The sequence below is a fragment of the Pseudomonas sp. TYF_14 genome, from assembly GCF_043105275.1.
Classification (GTDB): Bacteria; Pseudomonadota; Gammaproteobacteria; order Pseudomonadales; family Pseudomonadaceae; genus Aquipseudomonas; species Aquipseudomonas alloputida.
The window spans coordinates 1-13877 of record NZ_JBICLK010000029.1; the positions used below are offsets into that span (position 1 = coordinate 1).

General features: G+C 60.0%; 12 protein-coding genes. 7 read left to right on the forward strand and 5 right to left on the reverse strand.

Annotation, left to right across the window (positions count from 1 at the left end):
• The 4 genes from ACF8O8_RS07755 to ACF8O8_RS07770 form a co-directional block, all read left to right on the forward strand.
• The coding region (locus tag ACF8O8_RS07755; RefSeq protein WP_392509474.1) for a T6SS effector BTH_I2691 family protein at positions 1-1769 on the forward strand (1769 nt) is incomplete at its 5' end.
• Positions 1770-1771: 2 nt separating this feature from the next.
• Entirely contained in the window at positions 1772-2668 is an 897-nt protein-coding gene (locus ACF8O8_RS07760) for a DUF6708 domain-containing protein (protein WP_392509475.1), read from the forward strand.
• A gap of 149 nt (positions 2669-2817) precedes the next feature.
• Entirely contained in the window at positions 2818-3711 is an 894-nt protein-coding gene (locus tag ACF8O8_RS07765; protein ID WP_392509476.1) for a DUF6708 domain-containing protein, read from the forward strand.
• A 263-nt stretch (positions 3712-3974) separates the two neighbouring features.
• Positions 3975-4850, forward strand: coding sequence for a DUF6708 domain-containing protein (locus ACF8O8_RS07770; RefSeq protein ID WP_392509477.1), 876 nt, complete (start codon positions 3975-3977; stop codon positions 4848-4850).
• Positions 4851-5062: 212 nt separating this feature from the next.
• Here ACF8O8_RS07770 and ACF8O8_RS07775 read toward each other — a convergent pair whose 3' ends face one another.
• Positions 5063-7249: an OsmC domain/YcaO domain-containing protein gene (locus ACF8O8_RS07775; RefSeq protein ID WP_012052024.1), complete on the reverse strand. Its 2187-nt coding sequence runs from the start codon at positions 7247-7249 to the stop codon at positions 5063-5065.
• Positions 7250-7518: 269 nt separating this feature from the next.
• Between ACF8O8_RS07775 and ACF8O8_RS07780 the strand changes: the two genes are divergently transcribed.
• From ACF8O8_RS07780 to ACF8O8_RS07790, 3 genes are read left to right on the forward strand one after another with little or no spacing between them, the layout of a single operon-like run.
• Positions 7519-7974 (forward strand): (2Fe-2S)-binding protein, encoded by a 456-nt coding sequence (locus ACF8O8_RS07780; protein ID WP_003256023.1) that lies wholly within the window; start codon positions 7519-7521, stop codon positions 7972-7974.
• Positions 7974-10229 (forward strand): molybdopterin cofactor-binding domain-containing protein, encoded by a 2256-nt coding sequence (locus ACF8O8_RS07785; protein WP_392509478.1) that lies wholly within the window; start codon positions 7974-7976, stop codon positions 10227-10229. The genes ACF8O8_RS07780 and ACF8O8_RS07785 overlap by 1 nt, the downstream gene beginning before the upstream one ends.
• A gap of 18 nt (positions 10230-10247) precedes the next feature.
• Positions 10248-11591 carry a cytochrome c gene (locus ACF8O8_RS07790; RefSeq protein ID WP_003256026.1) on the forward strand — a complete coding sequence of 448 codons (1344 nt, stop codon included), beginning with the start codon at positions 10248-10250 and terminating at the stop codon, positions 11589-11591.
• Between the two features lie 69 nt (positions 11592-11660).
• Here ACF8O8_RS07790 and ACF8O8_RS07795 read toward each other — a convergent pair whose 3' ends face one another.
• From ACF8O8_RS07795 to ACF8O8_RS07810, 4 genes are all read right to left on the reverse strand, one after another.
• Positions 11661-12449 (reverse strand): transporter substrate-binding domain-containing protein, encoded by a 789-nt coding sequence (locus ACF8O8_RS07795; protein ID WP_350298009.1) that lies wholly within the window; start codon positions 12447-12449, stop codon positions 11661-11663.
• Between the two features lie 207 nt (positions 12450-12656).
• Complete coding sequence (locus tag ACF8O8_RS07800) at positions 12657-13298, reverse strand: LysE family translocator (protein WP_010954467.1); 642 nt, start codon at positions 13296-13298, stop codon at positions 12657-12659.
• 50 nt (positions 13299-13348) lie between these two features.
• A complete protein-coding gene (locus tag ACF8O8_RS07805; protein WP_010954468.1) occupies positions 13349-13549 on the reverse strand; it encodes a DUF1289 domain-containing protein in 201 nt (66 codons plus the stop codon).
• An 8-nt stretch (positions 13550-13557) separates the two neighbouring features.
• Positions 13558-13875: a hypothetical protein gene (locus ACF8O8_RS07810; protein WP_010954469.1), complete on the reverse strand. Its 318-nt coding sequence runs from the start codon at positions 13873-13875 to the stop codon at positions 13558-13560.
• Positions 13876-13877: the final 2 nt, after the last annotated feature.

Genomic DNA, 13877 nt, shown 5'->3' on the forward strand with positions numbered 1-13877 from the left:
CCCAACACATTGATAACCCCTACAGCCTGGCTGCGGCACTGGCCTGTTACGACCGCGACGAACGCACCTCCGCCCGCGGTCTGGAAATCTCACTGGCGTTGCTGATTCACCCGATGGGCCAGCCGACACCCGGCACCGAAGATCATGACCGACGCTTCAAGCGCCTGGAGCAATGGCTGGACCAGCACGACAGCCCGCTTTACACCGCCTTGGCGCCGTTCAACCCGTTCAAGGACAAAGCCGATTCGATCGGCGCCATGTTCGGCGCCAGCGACAACGTGATCGAAGGGCTCGCCGGTCGCTTCCCGGCCATGGCGGACATCACCGACCTCACCGCCCAGTCGGTCAATACCGTGGTGCTCAAGCGACTGCGCGGGCAGACCCGTTGGGATGCCAGCCATGGCCTGCGCCAGCAAGTGTTGCTGGCAGCGCACGAGGCCAATGCCGAGAAAGCCCTGGGATTGCTGGCGGCGCGCTATCGAATCACCGAGCAGGCCATTACGGAAAACCCCTTTAGCCAGGAGGTGCAGCGGTATTTGAAGAGCGGCATGGCGCAGGTTGAAGAGATGAAAGCGTTGCGCATTTCGGGTAGCCGCACGGTGTCCATCGAGCTGACCACCACTGCGCGTGCGAAACCCAACTTCCTTGGGTTGCTCACCTCCGGCGGTGGTGGTGGTTTAAACGCGGGGATGCTGTGGTTCAACATCTTATCGCTCAAGACGGCCTACAACAGCCTGCAGAAGAGCGATGCACCGGAATACACCCTGGGGTTCGCTTCATCTGTGTTCGGGGTGATCGGTGCAGCGGCGGCAACGTTGGTCAGCGTACGGGCAACGCAAAAGGCCGTCATGCTGAGATTAAGTGCCACAGCGCCGGGCATGGCCTTTGGCAATGGGGTTATCAAGTTTTTGAGTAGCAATCTGTTTGCGCGTTTAGCCGGATACCCGGCGATTGCGCTGGGTTTTTTCGCGGACGGTACTAAGGCGCTACGACAGTACGAAAATGGTGATCTAACTGCAGCCGGTTACACTGTGGCGGGTGGATTCACCATGGCTATTGGTTCCGCTGTCGTCCTTGAAGCAGGACTTGCAATTGCAGGCGTGACATCGGTTGTGCCCTTTGCCGGATGGGCCGCCGCTGCCCTTGTCCTCGTAGGTGTAGCCATCATCGCAGGAGGCCTCTACCTACACGCCAAGGCACATGAACGCCTTCACAGCCCAATAGAACTGTGGGCAGCACGTAGCATATTCGGCAATCGCATCAATGATGGAGAGGCGCACGCCGACATCAACTTGGACTTTGACAAAAAACTGCCTGCTTTCACCTCACTGCAAACGGAAATTAAGGCTTGGCACAATGAACATTACGGGCCCAAGCTACTATCCGCCGAGCAGGCCCTATCCCTCGGCATAACTAAAGCCGACACCCGATGGCATCAGAATAACCACTGGTCGCCGCCAAATTGGACAGCTATCACACATAACGAAGTAGCCACCCCCCAACCAACCGTAGAGTTCACAGTGCTGCTGCCTGCATTCAGGCTAGGCGTAAGTGAATGGTCAGGAAGTTTGAGCTCCGTCCGTGACAACCACGGAATTGACGTTTTTCCAATCAGCCCGACCGGCCACCTCGTAGATGCTGGCTTAGTTCTACATTTCGAAAACACACTCGCCAACCAAAATCATGTCTCACTTCATCTAACCTACAACGCCAATCAAGGCCTGGACGAAGACAATGAGACCCTGTCAATTTTTCGTCTGGAGCGCTGATCATGGCAACCATCTGGATATTCAACTCAATGTCAGACTCTGGACACAAGCCCTCTATCACAGGGCAACTATTAAGCTTATCTGACACCATTTTATGCTTAAGGAATCCATGGATCACAGACTCTGTCTTCATGGGAAAGCTGTATTGCGCGATAACTGTTCTGTCAATTGCCGGCTTTTACCCATATTTACTATCCAGGGATATATGGCGCATGTACGAAACCGCTCCATTATTAGCGACTGGATTCTTGCTTATGCCTTTCACTTTCCTACCTTTCCTCATTTATCGAATATATTTCATAAAACGCTTATCAAGCTTCTGCTTCAATCGGGCGACCCAAAAAATCTACTATCAACGTTTAAGCAAGGTACTGGTCTTTGAGTGGAGCAATACCGGCGGTGGTATTTTTAAGCGTACGGAATACGGCGGCTCATCATTCAGCACCAGCTATGCCCTCGCCTTCGCCCCCCGCCGGGAAGACGGCAGCCTGCATCAAAAAGACTGCCTCTGGGTCGACAGCAACGAACCCACCGAACCCGGCGTCAAGCATGTGGCCGAGGTATGGGAATACCTCCGCCACTTCATGGACCACGGCCCGGACAAACTCCCCCCGCCCGGTGAGCCCAACTGGTGGCACAAGCCACTGCACGCCATCTGCCTGACCCCGGCAGAAGCCTGGCGCCACTATGCCCCTTGGCGAACCGGCGAGCCCGGTGAAATGCAGGGCAAAAAGAACTGGCAATTGCCGTTCTGGGCCGTGCTGTTTCCCTACAACCTCTCCGTCGCCCTCTGCTGGTATGGCATCTGCCGCCTGTTCAACGTCCGAGCAGCGCCACCGCCTCCCGAAGCATTTGAGGAGGCCCCAGCGCATTCAACCCAAAAAGGGAAGCGTACATGAGCGACACCTCCGTCAGCAGCGCTACCTCCAGGCCCTGTCTGCAGTTCACGCGTACCCATCCTGACGGTGCACTACACCAACGCGCCATGCACCCGCGACTTCCCGGCCATGGCTGAGACCCTGTCAATTTTTCGTCTGGAGCGCTGATCATGGCAACCATCTGGATATTCAACTCAAGCTCAAGTTCAGGGCATAAACCCGCTATTGGCGGGCAACTATCAAGCTTGTCAAAAACCACCTTATGCCTGAGAAACCCCTGGGTAACAGACTCAGTTTTTATGGGAAAGCTGTACTGTGCAATGACCATTGCGCTCGTCATCTTCACCTACCCTTACTTACTCACCAGTGAAGCCTGGAACCCATACACCTTTAGTTATACCTTTATCCTCCTTACACTAATTGCACCTTTAATCTTCCTCCCATTCTTAGCCTATCGAATATATTTCATAAAACGCTTATCAATTTTCTGCTTCAATCGATCAACCCAAAAAATCTACTACCAACGTTTGAGCAAGGTACTCGTATTCGAATGGGCCAACACCGGAGGTGGCATTTTCAAGCGCACCGAATACGGCGGCTCATCGTTCAGCACCAGCTATGCCCTCGCCTTCGCCCCCCGCCGGGAAGACGGCAGCCTGCATCAAAAAGACTGCCTCTGGGTCGACAGCAACGAACCCACCGAACCCGGCGTCAAGCATGTGGCCGAAGTGTGGGAATACCTGCGCCACTTCATGGACCACGGCCCGGACAAACTCCCCCCGCCCGGTGAACCCAACTGGTGGCACAAGCCACTTCACGCCATCTGCCTGACCCCGGCAGAAGCCTGGCGCCACTATGCCCCTTGGCGAACCGGCGAGCCCGGTGAAATGCAGGGCAAAAAGAACTGGCAATTGCCGTTCTGGGCCGTGCTGTTTCCCTACAACCTCTCCGTCGCCCTCTGCTGGTATGGCATCTGCCGCCTGTTCAACGTCCGAGCAGCGCCACCGCCTCCCGAAGCATTTGAGGAGGCCCCAGCGCATTCAACCCAAAGGAAACGCACATGAGCGACACCTCTGTCAGCAGCGCTACCTCCGGGCCCTGTCTGCAGTCACGCATCCCCATCCTGACGGTGCACTACATGGCACCTTAAGCACCTTGGACTTCGACAGTAAGGCAATTCCCTCAGATACTGAGCCGACCTGCTACTTAACTAGAATCGATACAGCCAGAGCAAAAAGCGGCACTCTATTAATAAATTTCCTACCAAACTAAGGCTTATCCGCCAACACTCATTCAATCTCAACCCTTCATGTCGAGAGGTAGCGCCGTGGCCACAACATGGTTATTTAGCCCACATGAAAACACTTATATTAAACCAAAAATCCACGGACAAATCAGCAAAATAACCACAACATTAGCGCAGCTTAGAAATCCATGGGTTTCCGACTCAGTCTTCATGGCCAAGATGTATACCGCCACGATTTTAGCCATCGCGATTGTATCCTACACAGGCTTTTTCACCCACTCAATCAATTACCAACAGGAAGGGGCATATGTATTTATTGCAATACAGCTCCTCGGACCATTTATTTTTACTCCATTCTTAGCCTACCGTGTTTTCTTAATAAAAAAACTTTCTGACATATACCTCAATAGAGCCACCAAAAAAATATATTACAAACGCATAAATACACTCATAGTTATTGATTGGAATAACACTGGAGGCGGTATTTTCAAACGCACAGAATTCGGCGGCTCCTCCTTCACCACCAGCTATGCCCTCGCCTTCGCCCCCCGCCGGGAAGACGGCAGCCTGCACCAAAAAGACTGCCTGTGGGTGGACAGCAACGAACCCACCGAACCCGGCGTCAAGCATGTCGCCGAAGTGTGGGAATACCTGCGCCACTTCATGGACCACGGCCCAGACAAACTCCCCCCGCCCGGTGAACCCAACTGGTGGCACAAGCCACTGCACGCCATCTGCCTGACCCCGGCAGAAGCCTGGCGCCACTACGCCCCTTGGCGAACCGGTGAGCCCGGTGAAATGCAGGGCAAAAAGAACTGGCAATTGCCGTTCTGGGCCGTGCTGTTTCCCTACAACCTGACCGTCGCCTTCTGTTGGTACTGTGTCTGCAAGCTTTTCAATGTCCGTGCAGCGCCACCACCGGCGGAGGCTTTCGAAGGTGGGCCTGCTAAGCCCTAATAGTCACCACCTGAAGTGGATAGGAAGAGAACGCTAAGCGCCTGGATGGCAACGCGGCAAGACAGAATGGGGATGGCGCCCAGATCAAAGGGCTGTAGGACGGCGCCTGACTTATCGCAGGCAACCCAGCGTCCATAGGTTCGGCACAAATCTCAAGAGCGGTGCAATACCTGTGGCGCTGGCTTGCCGGCGATGATTGGGCGCAGCGCCTGTCAGGCGAACTTGGCCCGGGCCGCGTGCAGCTTCTTGTAGCTGTCGATCAGGCGCAGGTGGCGATCAAGGCCTTCGAGCTTCATGCTGGTCGGGGTCAGGCCATGGAAGCGGACACTGCCGTCCACCGAGCCCAATACCGCATCCATGCGCGCATTGCCGAACATACGGCGGAAGTTGGCTTCGTAGTCATCCATCTCCAGTTCGTCATCCAACTGCACTTCCAGCACCACGTTCAGCGCCTGGTAGAACAGGCCGCGGTCTACGGTGTTGTCGTTGAACTGCAAGAATGCCTCGACCAGTTCCTTGGCATCCTCGAAACGCTGCACCGCGAGGCAGATCAGCAGCTTCAGTTCGAGAATGGTCAGTTGGCCCCACACTGTGTTTTCGTCGAACTCCACACCGATCAGCGTGGTGATGGTGGTGTAGTCATCCACATCGCAGTTGTCCAGGCGCTTGAGCAGCAGCTTCAGCGAGCGGCTGTCGAGGCTGTGCAGGTTGAGGATGTCGGCACGGAACGACAAGGCGCGGTTGGTGTTGTCCCAGATCAGGTCCTCGACCGGGTAGATTTCCGAATAGCCCGGCACCAGGATGCGGCACGCGGTGGCGCCAAGGTTGTCGTACACCGCCATGTACACTTCCTTGCCCAGGTCTTCGAGGATGCCGAACAGGGTCGCGGCCTCCTGCTGGTTGGAGTCCTCGCCGTGCCCGGAGAAGTCCCACTCGACGAATTCGAAGTCGGCCTTGGCGCTGAAGAAGCGCCACGACACCACGCCGCTGGAGTCGATGAAATGCTCGACGAAGTTATTCGGCTCGGTCAGCGCGTGGCTTTCGAAGGTGGGTTGCGGCAGGTCGTTCAGGCCTTCGAAGCTGCGGCCCTGCAGCAGCTCGGTGAGGCTGCGCTCCAGCGCCACTTCCAGGCTCGGGTGGGCACCGAACGAGGCAAACACGCCACCCGTGCGCGGGTTCATCAAGGTCACGCACATGACCGGGAACTCGCCCCCCAGTGACGCATCCTTGACCAGCACCGGGAAGCCCTGCTCTTCCAGGCCCTGGATGCCGGCGACGATCGCCGGGTATTTGGCCAGCACCTCTTGCGGCACGTCCGGCAGGCACAACTCGCCCTCGAGGATTTCGCGCTTCACTGCCCGCTCGAAAATTTCCGACAGGCACTGCACCTGCGCCTCGGCCAAGGTGTTGCCCGCGCTCATGCCATTGCTGAGGAACAGGTTTTCGATCAGGTTGGACGGGAAGTACACCACCTGCTGGTCGGACTGGCGCACGAACGGCAGCGAACAGATACCCCGCGCCGTGTTACCCGAGTTGGTGTCATACAGGTGCGAACCACGCAGCTCCCCGTCAGGGTTGTAGATCGCCAGGCAGTGCTCATCGAGGATCTCGGCCGGCAGCGCGTCGCGCGGGCCCGGCTTGAACCACTGTTCGTTCGGGTAGTGCACGAACGGGGCGTTGGCCAGGTCTTCGCCCCAGAACTGGTCGTTGTAGAAGAAGTTGCAGTTGAGGCGCTCGATGAACTCGCCCAGCGCCGAGGCCAGCGCAGCCTCCTTGGTGGCGCCTTTACCGTTGGTAAAGCACATCGGCGACTGCGCATCGCGTACGTGCAGCGACCAGACGTTGGGCACAATGTTGCGCCACGAGGCGATCTCGATCTTCATCCCCAACCCGGCGAGGATGCCCGACATGTTGGCAATGGTCTGCTCCAGCGGCAGGTCCTTGCCGGGGATATAGGTGCTGGTGTCCGACACCGGCATCAGCAACCCCTGGGCATCGGCATCGAGGTTGTCGACCACTTCGATCACGAACTCAGGGCCGGTCTGCACCACCTTTTTTACCGTGCAGCGGTCGATGGAGCGCAGGATGCCTTGACGGTCCTTGTCGGAGATGTCTTCGGGCAGTTCGACCTGGATCTTGAAGATCTGGTTGTAGCGGTTTTCCGGGTCGACGATGTTGTTCTGCGACAGGCGGATATTTTCGGTGGGAATATCGCGGGTCTGGCAGTACAGCTTGACGAAGTAAGCCGCGCACAAGGCCGAAGACGCCAGGAAATAGTCGAACGGGCCTGGGGCCGAACCATCGCCTTTGTAGCGGATAGGTTGGTCGGCGATCACCGTGAAGTCATCGAATTTGGCTTCGAGACGGAGATTGTCGAGAAAATTGACCTTGATTTCCATGCGGGATTACCGTGATTTAAGCGTGCAAAACGAAATTGGCCGGCATTATCCGGGTTTTCGTTGCGCAAGTCCTGTTCAACGCCGACTGCAGGCTTGATTTTTCGAAGCTGGCTTGCGTATTCCGCCGGATTACTTGCCTGATCCTCTGAAGCCACCCCGCCACCAGATCAGCGGTCATCCACCTGTGCTAGCGTTTCTGCACCGGGGGACAACGTATTCCCCATGCAAAAAAAACACAGCGACAACAACCGTGACGGGCAGGTGAAACCATGGAACTACGCATCAACCAGAAGACCTATCAGGTCGAGGCGGACGCCGACACGCCCCTGCTGTGGGTAATCCGCGATGACCTGGGGCTGACCGGCACCAAGTATGGCTGCGGCTTGGCCCAGTGCGGCGCCTGTTCGGTGCTGGTGGACGGCAATGTGGTGCGCGCCTGCGTTACCCCGGTGGCCGGTGTGGTAGGGCGTGAGGTCACCACCATCGAGGCGATCGAAGCCGACCCCGTCGGCAAACGGGTGGTCGCCGCCTGGGTCGAGCACCAGGTGGCTCAATGCGGCTATTGCCAGTCTGGCCAGGTAATGGCAGCCACGGCGCTGCTCAAGCACACGCCCAAACCCAGCGATGCGCAGATCGATGCAGCCATGGTCAACCTGTGCCGCTGCGGCACCTACAACGCCATCCATGCCGCCGTGCATGACCTGGCCCAGGGGGAGCAGGCCTGATGAACACGCCAGTCGATACACCCGCCGAACTGCTCAGGCTGCAGCGGGGCGAAACGGTCAACCTGTCACGTCGGCGCTTTCTTGCCGGCACCGCAGTCGGTGCCCTGGTGCTAGGTTTCGGCCTGCCCATGGGCTCGGCCCGCGTGCAGGCAGCAGCCGCCGCTGCGGCAACGGCTGAACGTGGCACTCAGGTGCCCGCATTTCTGGAGATTCGCCCGGACGGCACGGTACGCCTGCTGAGCCCCTTCATGGAAGGCGGACAAGGCCCTTTCACCGCCATGGCGCAGATTGTGGGTGAAGAGCTGGATGTCGACCCGGCCCATTTCGTGGTCGATAGCGCGCCACCGGGCGAAGCCTACGTGGTGATGGAGAACGGCATGCGCATCACCGGTGGCAGCATGTCGGTACGCATGAGCTACCCGACCATGCGCCGCCTGGGCGCGCTCGCCCGGGGCATGCTGCTGCAGGCGGGCGCCGAACACCTGGGTGTACCGGTCGATGAGCTTTCAACCACGCCGGGTAACGTAGTACATACCACGAGCGGACGCTCCGTGACCTACGGTGAGCTGGCCGGTCGCGCCATGGACCTGCCGGTGCCCGACCCGGCCAGCGTCAAGCTGCGCGACCCCAGCCAGTTTCGCTGGATTGGAAAGCCCGTACGCCGCCTGGATGCCTACGACAAGTCCACCGGCAAGGCCCAGTACTGCATCGACATCAAGGTCGACGGCATGCTCCACGCGGCCGTGCAGCATGCGCCGCGCCTGGGCATGACGGTTGGCAGCCTGCGCAACGAAGACCAGGTCAAGGCCATGAAAGGCGTACATTCTGTGCATCAGCTGCCAGGCGCCGTGGCTGTGGTCGCCGAGCGCTGGTGGCACGCCAAGCGTGCAGTGGAGGCTATTCAGGTGGACTGGAAAGAACCGGCCGCCGACAGCAAAGTGCGACCGATGCCGGCCGATTTTTCCAGCGACGCCTGGCGCGAACACCTCGCGACGGTGCAAGGGCCATCCCGTGATGAAGAGAACGAAGGGGATATTGCCGGCGCCTTGGCCAACGCCAAGACCAAGGTCGAGGCCAGCTACCACAACCAGTACCTGAACCATGCCCAGCTGGAGCCACCGTCCGCCCTCGCCCGCTTCAACCCGGACGGCAGCCTCGACGTCTGGCTGCCCAACCAGGCCCCGGACATGTTCCGTGACGACATTGCCAGACGCACCGGCCTGGAGCCTGCTCAAATCAACCTGCACTCGCCGCTGCTGGGCGGCTTCTTTGGCCGCCACTTCCTGTACGACTCTGCCAACCCCTACCCGCAGGCCATTGCCCTGGCCAAAGCAGTTGGCCGGCCGGTGAAGCTTATCTGGAGCCGCGAGGAGGAGTTTTTGCGCGATGTACTGCGCCCCGTCGCAGTGGTGAAGTTCCGCGCCGGGCTGGACGCAGACGGTATGCCAGTGGCGCTCGAAGCGGTAAGCGCCACCGAGGGCCCAACCGAGGCCCTTGCTGGAAAACAAGGGGAGAAGATCGACCCGACCGCGCTTGAGGGGCTGTCAGGCAAGTCCTACGCCATCGCCAACAAGCGCATTGCCCAGATCTATGTCAAAGGTCCGGCCATGCTTGGTTACTGGCGCTCGGTAGGTAACTCGCTGAACGACTTCTTCTACGAATCATTCCTGGACGAACTGGCTGACAAAGGTGGCAAGGACCCGTTTGAACTGCGCCTGCACCTGCTGCGCGACAACCCGAGACTGACCAACCTGCTGAACGCAGTGGCCGACTTGTCCGGCGGCTGGAAGCGCGGACCGTTCACCGCCGAGGATGGCAGCAAGCGCGCACGCGGCGTGGCCATGGCCTCACCGTTCGGCTCGGAGGCTGCGGTCATTGCCGAGGTTTCCATCGACAACGGCCAGGTCAGGGTGCACGACATCTGGCAAGCCATCGACCCAGGCAGCATCGTCAACCCGGCGATCATCGAGCATCAGGTCAACGGCGCCGTCGCCCTGGGCCTGTCGCAGACACTGGTGGAAGAAGCGGTGTACGTGGATGGCAAGCCGCGCGCGCGCAATTATGACCTGTACCCGATCCTGCCGCCTTCGCGCATGGCCCGGGTGCATGTGCGCATCATCGAAAGCGGGGCGAAGATGGGCGGCATCGGCGAACCACCGCTGCCCGCCGTGGCCCCGGCGGTGGCCAATGCGGTCGCGCAGCTCACTGGCCAGCGCGTGCGCAGTTTGCCATTGAGCCGCCACACCTTCAGCTGATCGCACAAGGGACGCCTCATGACCCATCGTTTCGCAAGAACCGCTGGCTGGCTGGCGCTGCCGTGCCTGGTCGCGGCAGGCCTGCTGGCCTGGTATGTCACCCGTGAACCCGCATCGCCGTTTGCCGACGCACAGGCCACTGCTGCCGACCCGGCGCTGGTCAGCCGCGGCGAATACGTCGCCCGGCTCAGTGACTGCGTGGCCTGCCATAGCCTGCCGGATGGCAAACCGTTCGCCGGCGGACTGGAAATGGCCACCCCGCTGGGGGCAATCCACGCCACCAACATCACCCCCGACCGCGACAGCGGCATCGGTAACTACACCCTGGCTGACTTCGACCGCGCCGTGCGCCAGGGTGTGGCGCCTGGTGGCCGACGCCTGTACCCGGCGATGCCCTACCCGTCCTACGCCAAGCTCAGCGATGATGATGTCAAGGCGCTGTATGCGTTCTTCATGCACGGCGTACAGCCGGCGCGGCAGGCTAACCTGGCCAGCGACATCCCCTGGCCGCTGAACCTGCGCTGGCCCATCGCCTTGTGGAACGGCCTGTTCGCCGCCACCACGCCTTACACCGCCAAGGCCGGGCAGGATGCACAGTGGAACCGTGGCGCCTATATCGTTCAGGGCCCCGGGCACTGCGGCAGTTGCCATACGCCACGCGGCCTGGCCTTCAATGAAAAGGCGCTGGATGACAGCGGCAAGCCGTTCCTCTCCGGCGCACTGCTCGACGGCTGGTATGCACCCAGCCTGCGTGCCGACCACAACACCGGGCTGGGGCGCTGGAGCGAGGCCGAGATCGCGCAGTTCCTGAAGACCGGGCGCAACCGGCATGCAGTGGTATATGGTTCGATGACCGAGGCGTTCAACAACTCCACGCAATTCATGCGTGACGACGACCTGGCCGCCATCGCCCATTACCTGAAGTCGCTGCCCGGCGACCCTCAACGTGACGGCGCACCCTGGCAATACCAGGCCGAATCGCTAGCGACACGGCTGGATAGCCCAGGAGCGCGCACCTACGTGACACGCTGTGCGTCGTGCCATGGCCTGGACGGCAAGGGCCAGGCCGAATGGATGCCGCCCTTGGCCGGGGCAACCTCGGCACTGGCCAAGGAAAGCGCCTCGGCAATCAATATCACGCTCAATGGTTCGCAGCGGGTGGTGGCTGCAGGGGTGCCGGACGCCTATCGCATGCCGGCGTTGCGCGAACAGCTGAGTGATCAGGAGATTGCCGACGTGCTCAGCTTTGTGCGTACGGCCTGGGGCAACCAGGGTGGTGCGGTGGATGCGCAGGCGGTAGGCAAGCTGCGTGGGCATACCGACCCGGCCAGCAGCAGCCCTATCATCTTGCATATGCGTTGAATTGGAGTGGCACATGTACCGACGCGAGGCTGCCCCCAACAAAGACCGCGCAGCACATGAGCCACTCTGTCACTGCCACCGCTCCAGATTCTGTTTCAACCACTGCTCGGGCAAGGCCCCGCCAACGATCTTTGCCATCTCCCGCGCCAGCGCCTCACGCAGCAGTGGCCGGTTGCAAGGCGACTCATGTGAGATTGCCAGGTACAACCCTTCGCTGGACACCGGTGGCTGCAAAACCTGCACAGTGGCTGCGATGCCCAATGTGCGCGCCAGCGCCATGCCAGGATACTGCTCGTACACCACGTAATCGCTGCGCTTGTGCATCAGCTTCTCGAACGCCTGCCTGGCAGTGGGCACCGCTTCGAGGGTGAGACTGGCCTGGGCGTATTCATCGAATTGTTGGCCGTGGCTATTGTTGACCAGAGTGCCACCCTTGCGGCCTTTGAGGTCGGCCCATTGCTGGTAGGCAAAGGCATTGTCCTGGCGCACCCAGATGACGCTGGGTGTGCGCAAAAACGGCGGGGCAATGAAGTCCACATGCTGCCGGCGCGCTTCGGTCAGGAAATACCCGGCCATCAAGTCGATCCGCCCGGTGCGCACTTCTTCCTGGGCTCGTGACCACGGCCCGGCGTAAACCACCTCTATGTCCAGCCCCAGCTGCTTGCCCAAGTATTTGAGCAGGTCGGCATTGGCACCGATCAGTCGCTGAGGGTTCAGCGGGTCGCGCCACAGGTACGGGGGGTATTCCGGGTTGCCTGTGGCGGTCAGCCGTAGGCATGCATCATCCGCTGTTGCAGCCAGGGGCAGCAGTGACAGGCACATCAGGAGCAAGACGTGGCGAAAGCAACGCTCGATCATCTACGACCCTCGGCACATGAAACACCCGGCGATCCGGCGTAGTGGCCAAAGGCTGCCACCTGCCGTGGTCGCCTGCAGCTATCATCTGCGCGCTGTAGACAGTCTGGACCATCAGCAACCCGCAGACGAACCTTTCATCGTCCCGTTGATAAATCTGCCGAAGGACAGACAGTGAGCGCCTGCACGGCCGGCGAAAAACTGGGCGTTTCAGGCACCCTGCCGTCGCATCGCCAGGATCGCCGCGCCAAAACCGATAAAGGTGGTGCCCACCACCCTGTTCACCCAGCGCGACAGCGACGGCCGGGTCAGCACCCCCTTGGCCCGCGCAGCCAGGGCGGCATACGCGCTTAGCGAAGTGAGCGACAAGGCCACGAAAATCCCGGTCAAGGTTAGGAACTGCGGCAACAGCGCAGCCCCCTGGTCGATGAACTGCGGGAACAGTGCAGTAAAGAACATGGTCGCCTTCGGGTTGGTCACTGCAGTGAGAAAGGCCGATTTGAACAGTTTCAGCGGCGTGGGCCGCACCTTGGCTGAACGCTCTGCGGCCCCCTGCTCCAGCATCGGGCTCTTCTTCAGCAGTTGTCGCGCGCCCAGGTAGAACAGGTAGCCCGCCCCCAGGATCTTCACGGCATTGAACAGTACTTCAGAACTGGCCAGCAGTGCGCCTAGCCCCAGCATGGCCGCTGCCGACAGACAGAACAGACCCGTGCCATTGCCCAGCGACGACCAGATCGCGCTGCGTTGGCCATGGGCAAGGCTGTTGTTGATAGCCATCAAGGTGGCAGGGCCTGGGCTGGCGATCGCGATGGCGGCGACCAGGGTAAACGCGAACAGCGAGTGAGAATCCATTTTCAGGCTCGTCAGACAAACAGGAAAGGCTGCGTCAATTGCACGCAGGTTCAGCCGGCATTCTGCCGCTTGGCCGCCTTTTTGGCGATAGCCTTCATTCGCGTCGCCGCACGCTGCACAGTGGCCATTTTCTCGGGCCGCTTCATGCCCCGCCACTTGCGGATTTCGTCACGGGTACGGCCGCAGCTCACGCACAGTTCGCTGTTGAGCTGGCATAACGAGACGCAGGGGTTGTCGATGTCTTTGGCCATGCCACTACTCAGCCAGGCAGTTCTGCCCGCGCACGTTCGCCAGCACTGTGGAACACCTGGCGCACTTCCTCGGCCTTGACCTTGGTGACCGACCTGGCCACCCGCAACTCTTCGACCACGCGCAGGCCCTGCTCCAGGGCTGTTGCCAGTTGCTCGGCGTCGGAGGCGTCAGCGATATCACCCAGATAAGGAGCGATGAGATACACGTAACGGTCCTGCAGCTTGAGCGCTTCCAGCGCGTCGAGGGCTTTCTGGAACCGGTCGGCAGCGGCAGGGCTCATGCTCAATTTATCGAAATGAATCAGGCTCACACGGTCAGTGGCCATTA